This window comes from Methylomonas sp. MED-D (genome assembly GCF_050276835.1).
Lineage (GTDB): Bacteria > Pseudomonadota > Gammaproteobacteria > Methylococcales > Methylomonadaceae > Methylomonas > Methylomonas koyamae_A.
The window spans coordinates 5,038,500-5,060,066 of record NZ_CP189965.1; the positions used below are offsets into that span (position 1 = coordinate 5,038,500).

General features: G+C 55.1%; 22 protein-coding genes and 1 other RNA gene. 6 read left to right on the top strand and 17 right to left on the bottom strand.

The features are described 5' to 3' along the window. Position 1: 1 nt before the first annotated feature. The 6 genes from mmoD to ACQE3E_RS22470 all read right to left on the bottom strand — a co-directional run bounded on the left by mmoD (position 2) and on the right by ACQE3E_RS22470 (position 4,436). The gene (mmoD, locus tag ACQE3E_RS22445) at positions 2-265 is read right to left on the bottom strand and encodes a soluble methane monooxygenase-binding protein MmoD (protein ID WP_064028387.1); all 264 of its coding nucleotides are present in this window, start codon (positions 263-265) and stop codon (positions 2-4) included. A 170-nt stretch (positions 266-435) separates the two neighbouring features. Next, complete coding sequence (mmoZ, locus tag ACQE3E_RS22450) at positions 436-939, bottom strand: aromatic/alkene monooxygenase hydroxylase subunit gamma (protein ID WP_064028389.1); 504 nt, start codon at positions 937-939, stop codon at positions 436-438. 12 nt (positions 940-951) lie between these two features. Continuing rightward, positions 952-1,374 carry a methane monooxygenase regulator MmoB gene (gene mmoB, locus ACQE3E_RS22455; protein ID WP_064028391.1) on the bottom strand — a complete coding sequence of 141 codons (423 nt, stop codon included), beginning with the start codon at positions 1,372-1,374 and terminating at the stop codon, positions 952-954. 10 nt (positions 1,375-1,384) lie between these two features. Then, on the bottom strand, positions 1,385-2,563 hold the full coding sequence (mmoY, locus tag ACQE3E_RS22460; RefSeq protein ID WP_168028529.1) for an aromatic/alkene monooxygenase hydroxylase subunit beta: 1,179 nt from the start codon (positions 2,561-2,563) through the stop codon (positions 1,385-1,387). Positions 2,564-2,598: 35 nt separating this feature from the next. Further along, positions 2,599-4,182, bottom strand: coding sequence for an aromatic/alkene monooxygenase hydroxylase subunit alpha (mmoX, locus tag ACQE3E_RS22465; protein ID WP_064028395.1), 1,584 nt, complete (start codon positions 4,180-4,182; stop codon positions 2,599-2,601). 20 nt (positions 4,183-4,202) lie between these two features. Continuing rightward, the gene (locus tag ACQE3E_RS22470) at positions 4,203-4,436 is read right to left on the bottom strand and encodes a hypothetical protein (protein ID WP_139306385.1); all 234 of its coding nucleotides are present in this window, start codon (positions 4,434-4,436) and stop codon (positions 4,203-4,205) included. A 99-nt stretch (positions 4,437-4,535) separates the two neighbouring features. Between ACQE3E_RS22470 and ACQE3E_RS22475 the strand changes: the two genes are divergently transcribed. Continuing rightward, entirely contained in the window at positions 4,536-4,994 is a 459-nt protein-coding gene (locus tag ACQE3E_RS22475; protein WP_071160744.1) for a hypothetical protein, read from the top strand. A 65-nt stretch (positions 4,995-5,059) separates the two neighbouring features. On the opposite strand, the gene ACQE3E_RS22480 is transcribed toward ACQE3E_RS22475, so the two are convergent. Further along, entirely contained in the window at positions 5,060-6,946 is a 1,887-nt protein-coding gene (locus ACQE3E_RS22480) for a potassium transporter Kup (RefSeq protein WP_064028403.1), read from the bottom strand. A 371-nt stretch (positions 6,947-7,317) separates the two neighbouring features. Here ACQE3E_RS22480 and ACQE3E_RS22485 point away from each other — a divergent pair, with 371 nt between their 5' ends. From ACQE3E_RS22485 to ACQE3E_RS22495, 3 genes are read left to right on the top strand one after another with little or no spacing between them, the layout of a single operon-like run. Then, positions 7,318-7,977: an energy transducer TonB gene (locus ACQE3E_RS22485; protein ID WP_313731007.1), complete on the top strand. Its 660-nt coding sequence runs from the start codon at positions 7,318-7,320 to the stop codon at positions 7,975-7,977. A gap of 14 nt (positions 7,978-7,991) precedes the next feature. Further along, a complete protein-coding gene (locus ACQE3E_RS22490) occupies positions 7,992-8,660 on the top strand; it encodes a MotA/TolQ/ExbB proton channel family protein (protein ID WP_064028407.1) in 669 nt (222 codons plus the stop codon). Between the two features lie 3 nt (positions 8,661-8,663). Continuing rightward, complete coding sequence (locus ACQE3E_RS22495) at positions 8,664-9,074, top strand: ExbD/TolR family protein (RefSeq protein WP_064028409.1); 411 nt, start codon at positions 8,664-8,666, stop codon at positions 9,072-9,074. Positions 9,075-9,101: 27 nt separating this feature from the next. On the opposite strand, the gene ACQE3E_RS22500 is transcribed toward ACQE3E_RS22495, so the two are convergent. Next, the gene (locus ACQE3E_RS22500; RefSeq protein ID WP_313731005.1) at positions 9,102-9,590 is read right to left on the bottom strand and encodes a TlpA family protein disulfide reductase; all 489 of its coding nucleotides are present in this window, start codon (positions 9,588-9,590) and stop codon (positions 9,102-9,104) included. A 404-nt stretch (positions 9,591-9,994) separates the two neighbouring features. Here ACQE3E_RS22500 and ACQE3E_RS22505 point away from each other — a divergent pair, with 404 nt between their 5' ends. Further along, complete coding sequence (locus tag ACQE3E_RS22505) at positions 9,995-12,415, top strand: TonB-dependent receptor (RefSeq protein WP_071160745.1); 2,421 nt, start codon at positions 9,995-9,997, stop codon at positions 12,413-12,415. Between the two features lie 144 nt (positions 12,416-12,559). Next, entirely contained in the window at positions 12,560-13,792 is a 1,233-nt protein-coding gene (locus ACQE3E_RS22510) for a sialidase family protein (protein ID WP_313731003.1), read from the top strand. A 10-nt stretch (positions 13,793-13,802) separates the two neighbouring features. Here the strand turns inward: ACQE3E_RS22510 and rimK are convergent, their stop codons facing one another. From rimK to ACQE3E_RS22555, 9 genes are all read right to left on the bottom strand, one after another. Continuing rightward, on the bottom strand, positions 13,803-14,690 hold the full coding sequence (gene rimK, locus ACQE3E_RS22515; RefSeq protein ID WP_064028416.1) for a 30S ribosomal protein S6--L-glutamate ligase: 888 nt from the start codon (positions 14,688-14,690) through the stop codon (positions 13,803-13,805). Positions 14,691-14,705: 15 nt separating this feature from the next. Then, positions 14,706-15,380, bottom strand: a complete 675-nt coding sequence (gene mtnC / locus ACQE3E_RS22520) for an acireductone synthase (RefSeq protein ID WP_313731002.1) — start codon at positions 15,378-15,380, stop codon at positions 14,706-14,708. Next, positions 15,377-15,934, bottom strand: a complete 558-nt coding sequence (locus tag ACQE3E_RS22525; protein ID WP_313731001.1) for a 1,2-dihydroxy-3-keto-5-methylthiopentene dioxygenase — start codon at positions 15,932-15,934, stop codon at positions 15,377-15,379. Before ACQE3E_RS22525 ends, mtnC begins: the two co-directional genes overlap by 4 nt. Continuing rightward, positions 15,931-16,554 (bottom strand): methylthioribulose 1-phosphate dehydratase, encoded by a 624-nt coding sequence (locus ACQE3E_RS22530; RefSeq protein ID WP_083386211.1) that lies wholly within the window; start codon positions 16,552-16,554, stop codon positions 15,931-15,933. The genes ACQE3E_RS22525 and ACQE3E_RS22530 overlap by 4 nt, the downstream gene beginning before the upstream one ends. Positions 16,555-16,581: 27 nt before the next feature. Next, positions 16,582-16,932: RNase P RNA component class A (gene rnpB, locus ACQE3E_RS22535), an RNA gene on the bottom strand. Between the two features lie 658 nt (positions 16,933-17,590). Continuing rightward, positions 17,591-18,085, bottom strand: a complete 495-nt coding sequence (locus ACQE3E_RS22540) for an aspartate carbamoyltransferase (protein WP_071160750.1) — start codon at positions 18,083-18,085, stop codon at positions 17,591-17,593. A gap of 789 nt (positions 18,086-18,874) precedes the next feature. Next, a complete protein-coding gene (locus ACQE3E_RS22545) occupies positions 18,875-19,345 on the bottom strand; it encodes a hypothetical protein (RefSeq protein WP_313730999.1) in 471 nt (156 codons plus the stop codon). 366 nt (positions 19,346-19,711) lie between these two features. Then, the gene (locus ACQE3E_RS22550) at positions 19,712-20,308 is read right to left on the bottom strand and encodes a DUF4276 family protein (protein WP_427501098.1); all 597 of its coding nucleotides are present in this window, start codon (positions 20,306-20,308) and stop codon (positions 19,712-19,714) included. Beyond that, entirely contained in the window at positions 20,305-21,507 is a 1,203-nt protein-coding gene (locus ACQE3E_RS22555) for an AAA family ATPase (protein WP_313730997.1), read from the bottom strand. Before ACQE3E_RS22555 ends, ACQE3E_RS22550 begins: the two co-directional genes overlap by 4 nt. Between the last annotated feature and the right edge of the window lie 60 nt (positions 21,508-21,567).

Consider the following 21,567-nt stretch of genomic DNA (forward strand, 5'->3'; position numbering starts at 1 on the left):
GTTAAGCGTCTCCCTGGCCGACGCGCGCCGCAGAGACATTGAAAAACGCCATCACGTGCTCAACTGCCCGGCGAGAGGCGTCCAGCGTCAACGAGCACCCTTCTTGCACCAGCTTGCGGTCGCGGTAGATGGTCCAGCGCCACATGAAGTCCAAGTCTTCGCCGAATGCGGTATAGGGGGCAACATCGTATAACTTGGTCACCGGCGCGGAGGCGTCCGGAAACGGCGGTGGCGTCGCCGATTTGATATTGGCTAGTAAATCCATCGTACTGTCTATCGAGTTAGATTGAGAATAAGCCGAGACGCGATCCGGCGCCCCAACCGAAAAAACCGGGGGAAAGAAGAGCCCGCCATCCATGGCGGAACCCTAACATGCCGGAGAACGGGCCTCCCGCATACGAATAAAGGCCCGTTCGCCGACAATTCGATGCCCGACTATTGCAATGTCACGACTCTGACGCCACGCACTTTGCGTAGATCTTCGAGAGACATTTCGTAATAGTCGGTGTTACGCAACTCCATCAGCTTGGTGCCGAGAATGCGGTCGGTATCCATGAATACGTTGACCGGCATCATCGGCGGCTTGAAGGCTTGGCGGAAACCAATATGGATTTTTTCCGCCGCGAATTTATCGGTGCAGGCCGCCATTTTGGCAAGCACCGCATCCGCTTCCTTCTGGGCATCGGCGCCGTTGGCGCATTGGTTTTGGATTTGCTGATCGTTAAGCTCCTTGTGTTTCAACAAGGCTACTTTTTCCTCGAGCTTGCACTCGATCCAACCCCAATCGAGTTCAAGATCATAGCTTGCACGAAGCGGCGTGGTGTACTTGAGACGAAACTCGTTAAGCATTTCCACGCCTTTGGCCAGCGTATTGAGCGAACCGATTTTTTTGATCCATTCATCGCGAACCGGGTTGTCATGAATGTTGTAATTTGCCATGGGTAAAAACTCCTATGATTTCAGGTCTTCCAATTGACGATCCAGGCCCATCAACTCCGAAGTGATGGTGAATTTCTCGCCCAGGGTAAAGGCACGGCCGATCGTGGACGAAACGTCCACCAGGAAGTCATAGACGCTGAAGTGACGACCCAACAACTCCGAGACTTCCTCGCAATCGACTTCGATTTTGCCGGTGGCTTTCAACCACCAGTAGCCGGCGCGGTCTTCGACCACTAAAGTCGGATTGTCGGCCTTGCGATCGCCCAGCAAGATTTCGTCGACGACGATGTTAATCTCGTCGGATTTTTTCAGCACCAGAACCACTTCGTTGCTTTCATGCACCACTTGGTTTTCTTCGGCGAAATACTCGTCGGCAAAAGCTTTGCCGGTTTTGGCCATAATGCCGGCGCCGTACGCGTTAGAACTGACTGACATGTTGCTCTCCTTATTTCAAGCCTTGCAGAATGGTTTTGATAATGGCCGCTTTGTCGAATTTGTAGCTGACTTTGTCGGCATAATCGAGTTTCCAGTCGTCGAAGACCCGCTCTAACGCAGCCTCAACGGCATCCTTGCTGGTCACACCGGGAATGGTCGGGATTTTTGTAAAAATGCCCATGAAATCCTGCAATGCTTGCACTGTTCTTGGCAACCATTTGTCGGTCCAAGCCCGCATCATCCGGCGGTTGTAGTCGCCGAACTCAGCGTCGTCACCTAGACATTCGAAGAACATGTCGGAGGTGATGCCCTTGGTTTGCGAGAAATACAACTGCATTTGGTTGATAAAAAACGGCGTCAAGGTATCACCGTAGTAGGAGGACAGGCGTTGGAAAAACTCCCGACGCACGAACTGGCCGAACAAGGGGTCGTAAACCATGTGGCAAGACCACAGGATTTCGTTCCAGTCGTACGTAGCTTGCCAGATGTCCTGAACCGTTTCGCGCGCACCTTTGTAGATGGCCCCTTGCGTCCATTCGCGTTTCGGTTCGTCGGTGGATTCAGGAAATCCAGGCACCAATTTCGCCAAAAAGGTTCTTTCCAATTGTATCATTTGCGCGTTATCGACTTTATCGAAGCCGATCATCGCGATACTCATCCGCAAGGTATCGCCCAGGCAGTCGCGGGACGCCGAGGAATGCGCGTTGAACAAACCGTACTCGTTGAAGCAAAACGCGCCGAGATAGTCGTTCAATACTTCGTCGCGCCAAATGGGGTCGATCGAGCGCACTTGACCTTCGGATGAATACGCCAGCAGGAAACGATCGGTGTAACGCCATTCCTCCGCTTTGTCTTTCACGTACGGTGCGTGCCAACGTTTAGCGGGATCGCGGTGTTTGTGCCAGTCGGTGGAATGCAGTTCAGTAGTCTCGTTACCCCAGGACGGACGGCCGCCGTGGAATTTTTGAGTCCAATCGCCCCAGTCCAACCCCCCGGGAATCCAGTCCGGGGTGGGTTGCGCATAGCAGGTCAATACTTCGTATTCGGTCAGCCGGCGACCGCGCGGCTTAACGAAGTAGTTCATCTTACGTTGTGTATCCAGCGGCTGATCGGGAATGGCTTCCAGAATTTCTTTGACCATGTCCGGATCGGTCAATCCGCGTTTTCCTTGTTGTACTTGTACAGACATTGAGCTGTCTCCTAAGATAGTGGTAAGAACGACGTTTACAGAGCGTCCAACGGGTCTTTAAACACGCAGTTCAGCTTTTTGATGTCGTCCAAGGTCCACAACTTGCCGTTTTTGTTGGTGTGCGGTTGGGCGATCAAGGTTTTACCGTCGCTACGCACGCCGTGCTGTTCGGCGATTACTTCGGACAATTCGCGTCCCGCATATTGTTCGAACATGTTTTGGCATTCGTAACGTTCCGGCTCGCTCAACCACATCCGCTCGCCCCATTCGTCGCTAAACGAATGTTTTTTGCCGTTGTACTCGTGGACTCTCAGCGTGCTGGCGCCTTTGCACAATGAAGGGCAGAACGGTACTTGCGAAACGCGGTCGATGTAGATCGGATGGTTGTTTTCGATGAACCACATCAACGGAATAAAGCCGCTGTTCGGATCTTCGCAACCGCGCGCGCGCCACTCGTCGTAGATTTTGCCGTATTGGTCGTACCAGCCTGGATAGTTGGCTTCGAACCAGTCCGCTTCTTCGGCGGTCGGCAGCGTCAAGCGGAAGAAACCGGTGGGCCACAAGGCATAGGCCAACAGGAACAGGTCGTGGTGAGCCCAATACGCGTCTTTTTTCGCATCGCGCAAACTGCGTGGCGATTCGACACCATATTTGCCTAGACGGCCGATCCAGATGCCACCCCAGTCTTCGTAAACCCAGCGGTTCCAGGTTTTGACCCAAGGCTCGACTTTGAATTTCGAGCCGTACTCAAACAACATACCCAATACCGGCGTGAAGTATTTTTGTTGGGTCCAGAACGCGTTGTTCAAATCGGTGTTCAGATATTTGGAAGCCGCCGCGTCGTTGGCGATGGACACCACGGTTTGATAACCGTTGGCCATGTGGCGCAACTCGTCGGTTTCGATCGACAGGAACACGGTCGGGGTAATTTCGTCGCCGTTGGCCGCCGCCCATTCAGTGATCGCGACGATCAACGGATTGGTGAAGCAAGCCTCGCCGACCAATTGCAGGTTAACCGAGCACTCGACGGCGTCACCGGAGATAAAGCCGTCGGAGAACACCCGCTTCATACCTTTCCACAGCGGGCCGATGGTACGAGTCCGGCGTGCATCGTTATGGCCGGCGGGATCGTGGAAATGCTTACTGAAGTAGTAGTTTACGTAACCGCATTGGTTGGTGTGGCGAATTTCATCCAACACCTGAGCCAAGTAGCCGTTTTTTTGCTCGGGCGCGGAAGCCGAATCCCACAGCATGCCGGTCGCGGCGATGGCGTTGTATTCGCCGACTTCCAAGAAGTTGGAAGCGACTTTCATGGTTTCGCCCCATTTCGGATGTACGCGATTGCCCGCATCCAAGCGAGTCAGCACGTCTTGCAAACTGCCGAACTGGCGCTCGTCCTTGACCGACTCCATTCTGGCGTATTCCTTGGCGATCAGCTTGAACTGTTCCTTGGTTTCATTCGCCATTTTGTACTTGGTAGGATACTTGGTGCGATTTTTGTCAAAGTCCCAAGTGAAACTTTGCAACCACCGATGGACTTCCTGGGCGTTGACGCTGGTTGGCGCGCGATTGACGGCCAAGGCATCGGTTGCGGCTTTTGTTGCTGCACTTATAGCCATGTTGATTCCTCATTGTACTGTTATAGGTTTGATCGAGGCCGGCGCCGATCGGCGGGGTGCTTTTCGTCGTCTTGAAGTGCTTTCATCTGCGGGGCGGCGCAGGCCTCGGTGCCTAATAGTGCAAGCAGCGTACCAACTTGAACAAAAGCAATTTTTTTGATCTGAATCAATAATTTGAAAGCCGCCGAAGCCAGCGCCAATACAGCGGAATTAGCGTCCACTTTCTGGACGTTGCTTAGAAATAAGACGTTCAATCGAAGCGACCGGTTCGCGGCGATTAAGCGGCCATTAAGGGGACGCGGCTACTCTGGAACCCACTCAAATCAATCGAGCGAACAGCCCAGAGGCACCGTATGAAAACCTTGCAAGTCACGATACTGGCGATTGCCGCGTTCACCCTGTCGGGTTGTGCGACGGGTTATTACCAACGTGGCTACACCGGTTACGGGTATGGCTCCAGTTACGGCGTGTATCAGCCCTATCAGGGTTACGGTAGCGGTTATTACTCTCCCGGCACGCAATTCAACTACGGCACCTATTACATTCAACCCGGCCACTACCGCGATCATCACGATAGGGATCGCCATGAGCACCATGAGCGACGCGAATCGAATTCCGGAAACCACGAACATCACGAGAGTAACTGGCATGGTGGGGTGGGGCACCACGAGTCGCACGGAAGCGAGGGCTGGGGGGAACGCGGCCATCGGAGCGAGACCGAGACAAGACACGATTTCAGCGGCGGGCCTACCGCCAATGCCGCCGGCAGCGAACATCATCGCCATCACGAACACGGCGAACGCCGCCATTGAAAATCATCGCTTGGGAAAGCAGCGACCCGACGTTAGCCGGGCCTCGGCCAACGGGATTTAGTCGCTTAGAGTTCTATGCGAATGCCTAACTCGATCACGCGCTCGACGGGGATTTTGAAGTACTCGATCGCACTGGTCGAGTTATGAGTCAGGAAACTGAATAAGGAACGGCGCCATTTAGGCATCGGGCTCTTGCGGCGGAACGACAAGCGCTCGCTACCAATGAAAAACGACACGGTCTTTTGGTTGATGTCCAAACCTTCATGGCAACACAGTTGCAAAGCGCGGCGCACATCCTGTTCCTCCTGAAAACCGAAATAGAGCTTCACTCGGTAAAAACTGCGGTTATGGCCGAACGCCCTGATTTTTACGCGATGAGATTCGTCGACGTAAGGCTCTTCGGTGGTCACGATCGTCAACACGATGATCTTCTCGTGTAACACCCGGTTGTGCTCCAAATTGTGCAACAAAACTTGCGGAACCCCGTGCATGCTGCGGGCCATGTAAATCGCGGTGCCGGGCACCGTCACCGGCGGCTGGGTCTTCAACCGTTCTTCCAGTTCTTCGAACAACACCCGCCGATCTTCGAGATATTTGGCCAGTAATTCGCGCCCCTTGATCCAAGTCGTCATCACCAAGAACAATATTGCGCCCACCACCAGCGGCAGCCAGCCGCCAGTCGGAATCTTCAAGCTGTTGGACGCCAAGAACAACAAATCCACCGACAGGAAAATAGACAGGAATGCGATGCTAGTAGGGCGATTCCAACGCCACAAGCCCTGAATGACGATGAAGGCCAGAACTGTATCGACGATCATGGTACCTGTCACGGCGATGCCGTAAGCGGAAGCCAACGCCGAAGCCGATTTAAAACTTAACACCAGCACGAACACGCAAACCGCCATCAAACCGTTGATGGCCGGCACGTAAACCTGGCGCATTTCATAGCCGGAGGTATGCCGCACGGTCATCCGTGGGCAATAACCGAGTTGTATCGCCTGCCGGGTCACCGAAAACGCGCCGGAAATCACGGCCTGCGAAGCGATCACCGTCGTCAGCGTCGACAAAATCAGCAGCGGATATTGCGCCCAATTCGGCGCCAACAGATAAAACGGATTGCGTATCGCCGACGGATCGCTGATCAGCAAGGCGCCCTGACCAAAATAATTCAGCATCAGCGCCGGAAACACCACGAAGAACCATGCGCAACGTATCGGCTTCAAACCGAAATGCCCCATGTCGGCATACAAGGCCTCAGCGCCGGTGATGACCAACACGATGGCTCCCATGATCAAAAAGCCCTTCCAGCCGATCTCTACCAACAAATGCAGAGCATGAAAGGGATTGATCGCCATCAGGACCTCGGGGGCGCTACCAATATTGACGATGCCCAGCAATGCCAGGGTGGCGAACCAAGCGCACATGATCGGCGAGAACAAGCGGCCGACGACGCCGGTACCCTTGACTTGCAAAATGAACAACAAGCTCAATACCGCGATCGCGGCCGGCACGACGTATTCGTGTAAACGGGGCGCGATGACCTTTAAGCCCTCCACCGCACCCAACACCGAGATTGCCGGCGTAATAATGCTATCGCCGTAAAACAACGAGGCGCCAAGCAAACCCAGCGTGACGATGAATCCCTTACGGCGCGGATCGTTTCTGGCGCCTCGCAGCGCCAGCGCCATCAAGGCCATGATGCCGCCTTCGCCGCGATTGTCGGCCCGCATGATAAACGTGGCATATTTGGTGCTGACGACCAGTGTCAGCGACCAAAAGATCAGCGACAACACCCCGAGCACATGTTCGGTATCGGTTGGCAAGCCGCCGTGAAACACCTCTTTCATCGCGTAAAGCGGACTCGTGCCGATATCGCCAAACACCACGCCGATAGCGCTTAGCGCGAGAGTAGAAAGTTTTTCCTTGGGGGGGAATGGGTGTTTCGAAGGCATGGCGAGTGTTGGATGCAAGCGAAAAGCTGTTGAAATTATGCCACATAACCCAGAATTGACCGCAATCGCAATTCTTTGGTGGGGATTTTATTTTCTGAATCGTCTTATGTTAATGAGGCTGTTTTCCAGGGAATGACTAACTCGCAGATGAAGCGAAGTTCATCCCGGACCGGCAAATAACTTACAATGTAAGATCGAATTTAGAACCTGCATACCTTCCAGCACTCATTGCATTCATGTATTTATTTAAAACCCACGAAGAGGCTTTGCAGATCAGCCCGCTAGCAAACTTTGGCGGCACGGGACCATCTCCGCGGGAGGCGAGAACTTCGATTTGGCGAACATTGCTGGGCGAGGAAAAGCCTTCCAATATGCTGAGTTTGCTGAGCGTGTTGGTACTGCTGGTTCATGTTTGGGGCTTGCGACAACTGTTGCAGCCTGTGGAAGCCTTGACGCAAGCGCAACCGCTGATGATGGAAGTGTCGATGATCGCGATCTCGGCGCCCAAACCCAGCGTGGCGCCGCCACCGCCCGCCCCGGCGCCTCCCGAGAAAAAACCGCCCGAAATCAAACCCAAGCCCAAACCCAAGCCGCTGCCCAAAAAGGCGCCACCCATCGTGCAAAAAGCACCGGAGTACGCGCCCAGCGAAGCGGCGGCCGAAACCCAGCCGACGCCAGTGACCGCACCGGCCAATCCGTCGCCGTCAGTGACGCAAACCACCAGTACCGCAACTCAGGCCGAGCCCTTTACCGAAGCCAATTTTCGGGCTAACTACGCTCATAATCCCAAGCCGGAATATCCGATGATCGCCAAAAGTCGGGGCTGGCAAGGAAAGGTCTTGCTGAAAGTGCAAGTGTCCGCCGAAGGCTTGGCCGATGCCGTGGCGCTGGAGCACAGCAGCGGTCACGAGGTTTTGGACGACTCGGCGGTCGAAGCGGTCAAACAATGGAAATTCATCCCTGCCAAACGCGGCGAAACACCGGTAGCCAGCTCGGTGATCGTCCCCATCATCTTTACATTGCGTGAATAAAAACGGAGAAATTAATGCCCTACCATATAGCCCCGGAATTGGTTATCGACGCCACGTTGTATACGTTGCTGGCGTTTTCGTTGATAACCTGGACTTTGATTTTTTTCAAAATCTGGCAGTTCGCTAAAAACAACTATTACAACAAGCAATTCAACGAAGCGTTTTGGGACTCCGCCGATCTATCCGCCGCCCAGCAATTGCCAGCCGAAAAGTTGCGCGGCCCTAAGGCGCGTGTCGCAACCTGCGGCTTTACTTGGCTGGCTGAAATGAGCCATCCCGAGACTTGCGCAAGCCTGCGATTCCGCGGCTCGCCGCAAGACTTGCTGGAGCAAACCTTGCGGCACCAAACCCAGATGGAACAGCGCAAAATGGAAAGCGGACTGACGATGCTGGCCAGTATCGGCAGCACCGCGCCGTTCGTCGGCTTATTCGGCACAGTGTTGGGCATCATGCACGCAATGCACGACATCAGCGCCAGCGGCTCGGCCAGTCTGGACGTGGTCGCCGGTCCGATCGGCGACGCGCTAATCGCCACCGCGATCGGTATCGCGGTAGCGGTTCCGGCCGTATTGGCCTACAATTTTTTCATGCGCCGGGCTAAGCATCACCGCGCCTCACTGGAAAATTTCGTGGACGGTTTCCTGCATATCGCGTTCGGCGACAACGCCAAAGACAAGGAGTAATCGATGGGCTTTAAAACCAATTCCGAAGAAGACGAAGCCGTTAGCGAAATCAACGTCACGCCGCTGGTCGACGTCATGTTGGTACTGGTGATCATCCTGCTGGTCACCGCGCCGCTGTTAACGCAATCGGTCAATGTGGCGCTACCCAAAACCGCCTCGACCACCCCTGACACCGAAAAACAGCCGATGCAACTCGGCATCGACGCGCAGGGCGGCGTCACGCTGAACAAAAACCCGATCGCCGACTTGGCTGGATTGGAGACCACGTTGCAGGGCGAATTAGCCGCCAATCCCGACATCGTGATCCACATCTACGCGGACCAAGGCGTTAACTACGGTAAAGTCGCCGAAGTGATGGCAACGGTGCAACATGCCGGTATTTCCAAACTGGCCTTCGTCACTGTCGAGCAATAAAGCGCCAAACCAAGCATTGCCTAAGGCCTAGTGCTTTAACTTGGCGAGTTCGGCCTCGAACTCATCCATCGTTAAGGCACCGCTCTTACCTGTTCGCCGATGAGCCGCATCGAAGAAATAGGTTCTAGGCAATTCCCCGAACCACGCCGGATCGATTTCATAACGCAATTTTTCCGAATTTTCGTCGGCGAACACCCAGTTATCCAGCGCCGCCAGGCGCTCATCGCCAATGATTCTGCGTATCTCCGGCAAAGCCTCGCCGTCGTCGACCGCGAGCATGACGATCTTCAGCTCCGGATGTTTTTCGTGCAGCGCCCTTAAGTTCTTCATGTCTTTCAGGCAGGACGGACAATCCACCGACCAAATCGCCAACAACAACGGCGCGTGCGCGGACTCGGCAAGAATTTGCCGATAGCTATCGATCCGAAACGGCTTGAACGCTATCTCATCGGCAACAGCCGAATGCCAGCCGGCCAGCACGCACGCAACCCAAACCAGCCATCTAAGTATTTTCATCATTTCCTCGGCAATACGGAGTAAAACTCCGTCAAATAACATAGTTTTAAAATCATTTGCCGCCACCATTTTGCGACCAAGAATCTCAAGCGTCACGGTTCGCCCGAATTGCCGAAAATTGTTTGAGCACTATCGCAGATTTGGCTTCAACGGCTTAATAACCGCCAATCTGCCGGACCCCGCCGCAGTCCATTTTCGGTGATTTCCCAGATACTGCCAGCCATTAATATTTTATATAACATAGTTTATTTAAATATTGGCTCCCTCCCGAATAAAACCATTTATTTATCATTGCCTTGAATTACAGGCTCCAAAATTGCTCGCGCAACGCTATTCCCAAAACCGGGCGAACACGCTTCCGTCCGGCCTTGGCGAGCCAATTTTATTTTCAAGGAACACTCGACATGCGAGAAACCATAAAAAAGACATCATTGCTACTGGCACTACCCACCATCCTGCATTCATCGCATAATTTGCAAGCGGCGGAATCCAAGGACAACACACTAGCCGATGTTATCGTTTCGGAAGATTCCGAAGACGGCCGCCCGGAAAAGCCCTCGAAAACCGACCTATCAACGCCTAAAACCAAAATCTCCAAGAAAGACATCGCCGAGACCAACGCCGTCACCACCTCCGATTCAATCAAATTCGAATCCGGCGTATTCGTCAGACAACGTTATATCGGCGATCCGAATGCACCGGTCGGCATGCGCGGCTCCAATCCTTACCAAGGCGGCCGGGTCATGGTATTTATGGATGGCATGCCAATCTGGAACGCCTTGCAATATTCGTTCAACGGCTCGCCGCGCTGGGGATTGATCGGTCCGGGCGAAATCAAATCGGTCGATATTCTATCGGGACCGTTCTCCGCCGAATACAGCGGCAACGCCATGGGCGGCGTGATCAACTTCAATACTCTGCTACCGCAAAAGCGCGAGGTCTATACCGAGGCAACCTATATCTTCCAACCCTATCAGTTCGAAGGCACCAGCAAAAACCTGCAAGGATTCCGGACCTTCGGCTCTTACGGCGATAAGTTCGGCGACTTCAGCAGCTACTTCTCTTACAACCATTTAGAGAACGAAGGCCAGCCGATGACCACCTATAACTACTCGAATACGTCCGGTGCCAACGGCGGCGCGCTAAGAGCCTACACCTCCGGAGCCGGATCGGTCAGCGGCGCCTATCTCGAGCGCAATCCCCGAGCCGTCGGAAATCAGGCCAACCAAGGCGGTTATGCCGGCCAGCCTCGACTATCCTATGGCGACAGCGGTGTCGTGCATTCGGTGGACGATTTGTACAAATGGAAAGGCGGCTATCAAATCAATCCGCAACTCGACGCTTTGTTCACCGTCGCTTTCGAAAATCTGGACGTCACCAGCGTTGGCCAAACTTATCTGCGCAAGGCCGACGGTACGCCGGTCTACGGTAACGGCAGCACGACTTACAACTACAACGGCTTACGGATCGTCCCGGTCGGGACCAATTTCGGCGCCAGCCAACAAAATCGGCAAACTCTAACGCTAGGTGGCGGCTTGAAAGGCCAGCTATTCGGCAATTGGAACACCGACACCCACGTCAGTTATTTTGACGTCCTGCACGACCAGACGATCTCCTCGTCCTTGAATCCCAGCGACCCCAACAATACCAATGCCGGCCAAATCAGCGATGTCGACAGCATGGGCTGGGTCAATATTTCAACGAAATTCGACAACCAAAAGTTCTTCGATCGCGAAGACCTGTCGTTTTCGACCGGCATGGAATATCAACACGCCAAAATGTTCACCAGCCAATACAGTACCAGCAACTATACGGCCACCAACCGCGATCGGCTAACCTTGCGTAGCGGCGGCGCGACCGACACCTACGGCCTGTTCGGCCAACTGTCATGGCGGTTTATCCAGGACTGGGACGCCACATTCGGTAGCCGGTTGGAACGTTGGAACGTGTCGGACGGCATTTATCTGTCCGGCAACAATAATTACTCGCCACGGGACCGTCAAGCATCGACATGGTCGCCAAAATTCTCGTTGGGCTACGAACCGGGCCGCTGGAAATTCCGCTACTCGGTCGCCAAAGCCTACCGGTTTCCGCTGGTGGGCGAATTGTTCGACAACTCGAACAGTTTGAGGGGTAGCGTCAGTCTGGCCAATTCGCTATTGAAGCCGGAAGACGGAACCCACCACAACCTGATGGGGGAGTACGATTTCAATAACGGGTATATCCGCTTGAATCTGTTCCATGAAAACGTGCGCAACGCCATTTACAGTTCGACGATCTCCAACTCGTTATTGATCGCTCAAGACCCCGCTACCTTCGGGCCGGGCGGCTTGAACCTGAACGCCAGCAACTTCAGCAGCCTGTTGGCGTCAATCGACGAAGTGGAAATTAACGGTATCGATTTGACAATCAACCAAGACCGGGTATTCGACTCGAATTTCGACATCAAACTGGATACGACGATTTTGAATTCGAAAATTCTGAAGAACGATGCCAACGTCAATTACGTCAGCAAGAGCTTTCCGCTGCTACCTGACTATCGAGCCAACCTGTTAACGACCTACCACTACGGCAAAGACTGGGACTTTTCGGTCGGTACCCGCTACCAAGGCAGAATGTACGCCCAGCTCGACAACAAGGATCTGCAATTGCCCTATTACGCGGCCTTTACCGAATCGGTCTACGTCGATCTGAAAGCCACTTACCGCTTCAACAATGCCGGACATATCTCGGCGGGGGTCGATAATATCAACGACTATCAAGCCTTCTTTAACCATCCGTTGCCGCAACGGACATTCTTTGCTCAAATCGGCTACAAGTTCTAGACGGCAAACCCGCCACCGAACAGCCGATGTCCGCTACCCAGCGGCCCGGACCCGAAACAGCGGGGCTATTGGAAACAGCCCCGCCCGACAACCGCCGCCGACTTCCGGAAGCACGACCGGAGCGCCGGCTAAACACTTCACCTCATGAAAAAAACCTTTGTTTTTGCAATCGCGGCGCTTTGGCTATTTAATGGCTGCGCCGAACAACCGCTGTCGACCGAATCGCCAACCTTGGCCGAAGCATCGCCCGCCGATCAGGCGCCGGCTTGCCCGGCACCGACACCCCATCGCGCTTGCTCGGATACCGTCACACCGACCTTCGACGCCGACGGCACGCTTTGGATCGTCTGGGCCAACGACAAGCACGTTTATTTACAATCCTCGACCGACAAAGGCCAGCACTTCTCCGAGCCATCGCGGGTCAATGCCGAACCGGAAGCCGTCGCCTCGCACGGCGAATATCGGCCTAAAATCAAAGCCGATCGACAAGGCAATTTATTCGTGACTTGGACTCAAAATCTGGAAAAACGCCATAGCGGGCACATTCGATTTTCTCGTTCCAACGATGGCGGGCGAAGTTTTAGCAAACCGGTCACGATCAACGACGATCCCAATATCACCGGCCACCGCTTCGACAGCCTTGCGGTTGGACAAAATGGCGAAGTCTTCATCGCATGGCTGGACGCTCGCGATAAGGACAAGGCCAAAGCCGAAAATCGGCCCTTCGACGGCTCGGCGGTCTATTTCACGTGGTCGCGGGACGGCGGACAAAGCTTTCAACCCAACCGGATACTGGCCCCTCACAGTTGCGAATGCTGCCGTCTGGGTACCGAGATCGACAGCGACAATCTGCCGGTAGTCCTTTGGCGGCATGTTTTCGACGGCGGCATCCGCGATCACGCCATCGACAAATTCGTAGACTGGGACACGCCTGGCCCCGTCAAGCGCGTCGAAAACGCAAACTGGAAAATCGACGCCTGTCCTCACCACGGCCCGGCGCTGTCCATCGACGACGGCGCCTATCATGTGGTCTGGTTTAGCGGCACCGAATCCCGGCCGGGCCTGTTTTATACCCGCTCGATCAATCAGGGCCGAGACTTTTCCCCGCCGTATCCATTTGGCGGCGCCGGCGCCAAACACCCCCACGTGCTAGCCAAAGACCGACAAGTTTGGGTGGTTTGGTCCGAATTCGACGGCAATCGGAATATAGTGAGGCACCTGCACTCGGGCGATTCCGGCGAAAGCTGGTCGCCGGCAGAAACCTTGGCAACCACGACAGGCAAGGCCGATGACGCCTTTCTGATCGGAGACGACCGGGACGTGTATTTGTCCTGGCAAACGGATCGCGGCTACCGCTTCGTTCCGCTGACCCAGTAAACAGCCGAACTTATGCCGGCTTTTTTTTGGCGTTTTTTTCGATATATTCGATCATCAAGCCGGCGATGTCCTTACCACAGGTTTTTTCGATACCTTCCAGCCCCGGCGAGGAATTGACTTCCATCACCAACGGTCCGCGCTTGGAACGCAGCAAATCCACGCCGCAGACATCCAAACCCATCACTTTCGCGGCGCCGACTGCGGTGGCGCGTTCTTGCGGCGTCAGCCGGACCACGCTGGCGCTGCCGCCGCGATGCAGATTGGAGCGGAACTCGCCTTCGCGGCCTTGGCGTTTCATCGCCGCCACCACCTTTTCGCCGATGACAAAACAGCGAATGTCGCTGCCGGCCGCTTCCTGGATAAATTCCTGCACCATTATGTTGGCGTTCAAACCCATAAAGGCCTGAATCACGCTATGCGCGGCGTTATGCGTTTCGGCCAGCACCACGCCGATGCCTTGCGAGCCTTCCACCAATTTAATCACCAGCGGCGCGCCGCCGACTTCGGCGATCAGGTCTTCGATGTTGTCGGGATTGTGCGCGAACGCGGTAATCGGCAGATCGATACCTTTGCGGGCCAATAATTGGCTGGATGCCAGTTTGTCGCGGGAACGGCTGATCGCCGCCGAGTTATTCAACGTGAACGTGTTCATCACCTCGAACTGGCGCAATACCGCCGTGCCGTAAAAGGTGATCGACGCGCCGATGCGCGGAATCACCGCATCGTAACTCAACAAATCCTCACCCATATAATGGATAGACGGCTTCATCGAGGTGATGTTCATATAGCAATGGGTCGGGTCGAACACCCTGGCCTGATGTCCGCGCGCCGTGGCGGCCTCGACCAGACGCACACTGGAATACAGAGTGGCGTCGCGGGACAGAATCGCAATTTTCATGGCCGCCGGCCGTGGTTAGGGTTGAACCGCGTCGAAATCGGCGACTTGCGGATGCTCCGCATCGAGATTGGGTACTTGCTCGCGCACCAGCCAGCGCGTCGCCATGCCGGCTTCGCGAGCCGCATCCAGTTCTTCGCGTATGTCCGACAGGAATAAAATCCGATCGGCCGGGAAACCCAGCGCGGCGGCGATACGCCGGTAGGAATCGGCTTCGCGCTTGCCGCCGATATGAGTGTCGAAGTAGCCGGAAAACAGCGGCGTCAAATCGCCGAAATCGCTATGGCCGAACAACAATTTTTGCGCCTGCACCGAGCCGGACGAGTACACGTACAGCTGATAGCCCTGGGCATGCCAAGCCTTAAGATTGCGTACCGCATCCTCATAAATGTGACCGGTGAAATCGCCGTTGCGGTAGCCGTCCAGCCAGATCAGGCCCTGCAAGGATTTCAAAGGCGTAATCTTTTGATCGGCGTCTATCCAGGCTCTCAATTGTTCGACAATCGCGGCCCGATCCGCCGTCCCGCCCATCAATTGAGCGGCATCGTCCAACAACGTCCGGACTTGCGGCTCGTCGGCGTGGCTGGCGACATAATCGGCCAAATGCGTCCGCGCGTAAGGAAACAACACCTCCTTGACGAAGGACAGTGACGACGTAGTGCCTTCGATGTCGGTGACGATGGCTTCGATCATAGCGTCGCCAGGTATTGATCCAGAGTCGGAAAGCGCTCGGCAATCTTGTCGCCGGTAAACTCGGCCACCCAGCCGTCCTCGGTCGTGAACAGGCGGATGCATTTGAAATGGGGATGCTCGCCCATATCGAACCAATGCCGGGTGTTGGCCGGTACGCTGATCAAATCGCCTTGCTCGCACAACACCGCGTGGACTTGGTCCTCGACATGCAGATAAAACAAACCCTTACCCTCGACGAAAAACCGCACCTCGAAATCGCTGTGGGTGTGCTCGGATAAAAACTTCTGCCGCAAAGCCTCCTTGTTCGGATGCTCGGCGTTCAGACTGATCACGTCCACCGACTGAAAACCGTATTGCCGTTTCAGTTGGTTGATCGAAGCTTGGTAAGCGCTTAAAACCGTGTCGCTATCGGCATCGGCGCCGAACGCTTGCTCGGCTTGCCAGCGCTCGAATTGCACGCCTAAATCGCGCAAACGATCGGCGATGTCGGCAAACTCGCGGAAGGTGCGGCCTTGATCGGGTTGGCCGGCGGGAAAAATCGTTAAAGCGCTCATAAGCGTGTTACTCCATGTAGGCGAATTTCAATATCGAATAAAAACTCCAGGGCTTCCAAATGGCGCAAGGCATCGTCCACCGACGCGCCCCACGTGTAAAACCCGTGGCCGGCGATGATGTAGCCGTGGACATCGCCGTGGGCATCCATATAGGCCTCGACCCTGGCCGCCAAGCGCGGAATATCCTGATCGTTGGCGAAAATCGGCACGACGATCCGGGTTTCGTGGGTGGCGATGCCGGGCAAGGCCTTCAACAATTCGTAGTCTTCCAGCACGATTTCGTGTTGAAACAGGCGCGCCGTCAGCGTGGCGTTGACCGAATGCGGATGCAACACCGCTTGCACTTGCGGAAAACGTTGGTAAATCGAGGTATGCAGCAAGGTCTCCGCTGACGGCTTCTTACCGTCCAGCGACTGGCCGCGACTGTCGATCAACATAATGTCGTCCGGTTCCAGCCGGCCCTTGTGGCGGCCGGAGACGGTAATCGCGATATTGCCGTCGGAAAGTCTGGCCGAAAAATTGCCGCTGGTCGCCGGCACCCAGCCCTTGCTGTCGATGAAACGGCCGGCGGCAATCAATTGCTCCGCCTTCCGGAAAAATTCGTCGGTCTTGGATGTCATGGAATATTTTGCGGATTGCAAAAGAAGGGAAAGAGTTGGCCTGTAAGCCGGGTTCTGTCGTGAACAGCCATTCATCTAGGCGCTTGATCACCCAAGCGCTCAAGCAATCTACCCAGGAACAGCGCGGGCCACGCCAATGCTCCTCTATTTGATCTTGCTCCGGGTGGGGTTTACCCTGCCACACCTGTTACCAGTTGCGCGGTGCGCTCTTACCGCACCATTTCACCCTTACCGGGTTCGATTCGAACCAGGCGGTATATTTTCTGCGGCACTTTCCGTAGGCTCGCGCCTCCCAGGCATTACCTGGCACCCTGCCCTATGGAGCCCGGACTTTCCTCCCTCCCGCTTGCGCGGAACGGCGACTGTTCGGCCAACTCTGGCGGCGATTATACAGACAAAGCCAAAAAATTGGGCGGGACGAACGCGAAAGGCCGCCAAAACTCAAGCGACCCACTCGGCAATCCGCACGGCGGCGGCGCTGTCGCCCTTTAGATTCGAACGGACGCCGGCTTCCGAGCACCCACGACGGAGAAACTTGCACGCATGGCTTTTTGCGTTACTGGCAAAACGATCAGAATCTAGCGCTTGCCACTCGAATCCCTTCGGCTCCGCTCAGGGAACGCGGGGCGTGTTCCTGGAGCACCTCAGCGCCGCACGTGCCCGAAAGCCGGAGTCCAGCAGAGCCGAAGGGAACAACGGCTAATTTCCCCCGAGCAGCTCACGCGTTCCCAACCATCCGAAACATTCCCCGCTCAGCTGGAGTGCGCTCCCTGAGCGGAGCCGAAGGGAACAACGGCTAATTTCCCCCCGAGCAGCTCACGCGTTCCCAACCATCCGAAACATTCCTCGCGCAGCCGGAGCCCGTTCCCTGAGCAGAGCCGAAGGGAACAACGGCTAATTTCCCCCCAAGCGGCTCACGCGTTCCCAATCACCCGGAACATTCCCCGCTCAGCTGGAGTCCGCTCCCTGAGCGGAGCCGAAGGGAACATCAGTAACGAGCCCCCAAGCGCCAGCAACAAAGCCGGCAAATCGCGGTCTATTCGGTCGGTGTGGCGTGGTGCTGGCTGTGCTCCGGCAACGCCGCGCTACCGTGCTCGGCGATCTGCGCGTCGAACCAATGGTGTAGGGCCGTCAGCAGCGGCGCGTATTCGGTCGAGAAATGGATTTGGCCGCCGTCGGGCAATCGCTTAAAGTCGTAACGAATCTCGCCGGGCTGGGCCGCTTTCATCTGCGCCAAACCGGGCATGTCCGGGCCGTGATAGCGTTCCGTCGACGAAAAGTCGCCTTTCTGGAATTCGGCGGCGGTTTGCCGCAAATAGTCTTGTATCCGCCGAACCTGCTCGGCGTTGCTCGCCGATTTCGCCACGATATGCAGGATGCCGCCGTGGACGGTTTTCGAGAAGGACTCCAAGGCCTGAGCCCTGTCATAAGGCACCGATGGACTATGCGCCGCCGACGGCGGCTCGGCCGTTGGTTTCGCTGCCGCCCCGCCCGCGAACAGGGCAACGATCAATAATAGGATGGTTTTCATGGCCTCCCCCTTGTCGATTCGACATTGCGAACGTTTAAAACAAGAAGACCCGGACTGGCGGCGGTAGTTCAGCCGAACACCAGGGTATCGCCGGCATCCTCGCTTTCATCGAGACTTACGCTTAAAGCCATTTGCTGGCGGCGAGGACCGTTTCGGTTCAATCGAGCAGCACACAGGTCCAAGCTTGCGGCGACTTGGCTTGACCGAGTAGCAAATCGGCCCAAGCACGCGCTTATCCAGCCCTACTTTTGAACCACGTTGGTGCAACGGATGCCCTATTTGGCTTGCGCGAGAACCGCTATCGGTTGACGATTAAAGCGATGTGCCGCAATCGAGCACCGGATTGGCCGGCGCCTCGGCCGATTCGGCTTGGCCTTGCAGCTATTTGGCTTAAGCGACCGCCGATTCGGTCATCGAGCTGGCTTTTCCGCCGGGACATTTGCGCCAATAGGTTGACCGGGATCGCGAATGACAGAGCGCGACCGGCGCTTAGGTTTAGCGGGTTTCCGGAAAGCGGGGCGGTTACGCTAAACAGGCCGACGCTTGCTGCCAAACGCCCACCCCGAATAGCGTTTATTATCGGCGGCTGAAAATGGCGGCCAGCCCGTCACCCGTGGCTCAATACCGTTAAGTTAATCCGGTCGCAGAGCAAAGCCGAAACGAAATGACGGGCTTCGACTCCGTTCGCTGGCTGAGCGGAGTCGAAGCCCCTCGAGCGGCTTACATGGGCTGTCACCGCTTCACTTAACGGCATGGTCCCGAGTCCGGCCGCGGATTCCACCGCGATCCTTAGCGGGCGGGTGGTTCGACTTTAGCCTTGGCGCCGCGATTGATGCGCGCCGCCATTGCCTGGCGCAGCGTTTCCAATGCCGCACCCTTACCGGCAATTTTCAGCGAGGCATAGGCATCCAGACAAAATCTGTAGATGTCGCTGCCCAAGGCCATATCGGTATCGTCGCCCCGCGCCAGCAAATCCCGCAGCCGATGCAAGCGGGGCCGGATTTGATCCAGGCAGTTGAAATCGGCTTGGGCTTCGGACATATTCAGACTGGGCGGCAACGCCTGACTATTCTGCGCGGCCAGCAGCATGGTCTGCCGACAAAAGGCTTCGGTCTTATCGCCCATTTTCAAAATATTGCGGCGCTGCTCGGGCGACAACGACGATAAGTCGGCGAAGTGGCGCTCCAAGGTACTCAAAGCCGCGTCGATCTCCGCCAACGCCACGTCGCTGAAAGTTAACGAAACCAAATTTTGATTCATCTCGATCTCCTACAAAGTTGCCGAATACGCGCACCGACCGCGCCGGTCCGCACAGCAAAAGCGCAGGCTATTTTTCTAAAAGCAAATGGTTTTATATGTTAGATATTGGCGTTTTTTGGGTAAGTCGCGTGGGCTAAGCGAACCTAACCCAATATTGGGAATTAAACTCCCAATGATTACCTTATGGCTTAAAGCGGACATTTGCCGATCACCGCGCTTCGGCTTTAGTAACCGCTATCGAATGGAGAACCGGCTGGTAGCGTATAGGATTGCAATCGGGGCGTGTCTTGTGCGTCGATAAAGAGTTAGCGGAACGAGGAGGTTGGCCCTTGCTGAATCTGAAATTGACGATCTACTGAAGACAAGCTACCCGCTAGCAGCCTGCGCCCGTTTGCTCCATTCGCTACAAAGCTTTCTAAACGAGCGACTACGGTCAAACGCTAGCTGCAAGTCTATTTGCGCGGAAAATGCCGGTTGATCGGTAGTTTCGCCATACGAACGTTTGGTCATGCAAGCCTTAATCCACCCCTTGGCATCGCGCGGCTGTTCAGGATCGACAAGCTTTGCCGAATCATAAGTAAAGCCTCGATATCCCTGCAGCGATTCGGCGGCTGCGATAAACCAGGCCTCGTACTCTCTGTTTGCCAACACCACGGAAATTTTCCGGTGCGGGACGATACTTTCAGCGCGGTGTAAAATCTCTTGACCCAGTTCTGCGGGGCAGTCATCATCCGCGTCGAAAAGAATCAATATCCAGCCCTCGTCCCCGCATTTGTTAGCGGCAAGACTTAAGTGGCGGCGAAATTCGTCCTCTCTGTTTAAAAAGCGGTCGCGACGAACTCGAATCGGATACCCCACATTGACGTATATGTCCGGGGTTAACCACTGGTTGAGTCGCCGTAACAGAATGGGTAAAGCGATGACTTCGCCATCGCCTTCCACAATCGTGGTTACATTGATCACGGCCGACTATCTCCAAATAAATCAGTTTGCTTTTGTTCTTCCAATTCCAGTTGTTTGCGGTCGGGAACCAGTTGATTGAGGCGCAGCAATTCGCCGGCAGAGAACAGCGAGTCTCGAATCATTTGCCGAGAGGCTTCGTCGATGGGACCTATCCGGGTTTCGCCTTTTTCGGAAACCACCGACAATACTGAATCGGCGCTTAACTGCAAATCGTCGAGCAGGTCTGGACTATGGCTGGTAACAATGATCTGAGTTTCTTGCGACGCCCGATTCAGCGCTTCTCGCAAAGCCGAACTTGCCGCCGGATGCAAAGCCGTTTCCGGCTCTTCGATACCAATCAAGGTGGGGGCATAATCCCGGTTACCCTGAAATAGCGCAGCCAATATTCCCAGTGCCCTTAACGTGCCGTCCGACATGTTTTGCGCCAGGAAACGCCAGGGATGCTTAGCGCCGGCCATGTCCTGCCGAAATTCCAAAGTCTCCATCGGGCCAATGGACTTACGCTCCACGCCATGAACCATAGGTACGACGGTTTGCAAATAGTCCTGGATGATGGTCATGCGTTCCGGAGAAACTCTTTCTAAATGACCTATGACACTAGCGATGTTTTCTCCAACCGGCTTTAATAACCTGCCCTCTTGCGGTTTTTGCAGCTCGCGCATTAGCTTGGGATTCAAATTGTAAAATCCCATGGTGGAGAGCAAATCGAAAACCGGACGAAATTCGGTCAAGCCGGAAGCAGCGACCAAGGCCAAGCGGTCGGAGGTCACAGAGGGGAACGTCGACTCGCTAGTGTTGCGCAGTTTACCTTTATCGATCTGGAAAAAAGGGCCTCTACCGATACTTTCCAATACGCATTCCTCGGTCTGCACTTTGTAGCCTTGGCCGGAAAGCGCGCCAACATTGAATGCATAATGTCCTTTTTGCCCGTTAGCAAGCGAGAATTCCAGACGAATGCCGAAATGGTTTGGGTGGCCGCTCGAATATCTGCGCACTTCCGACAGGCCGCCGCGTTCGTTTAAGGCGTTGTCCAACGAACTGGTTAAGGCATCTCGCACCAAGTGTAAGGCGTCGAGGAAATTGCTTTTACCGGAACCGTTTGCCCCAACCAAATAAGTCAGCTGGTCCAATTTTACGTTGCAATAACCGATGCTTTTGTAGTTCCGTAATACGACGCGAGTGATATGGGCATGGGCCATGGGGCTAGGCTCTCTAGAGTGGATATACAACAACAGCGGTCAAACAATTCCGTCATTACG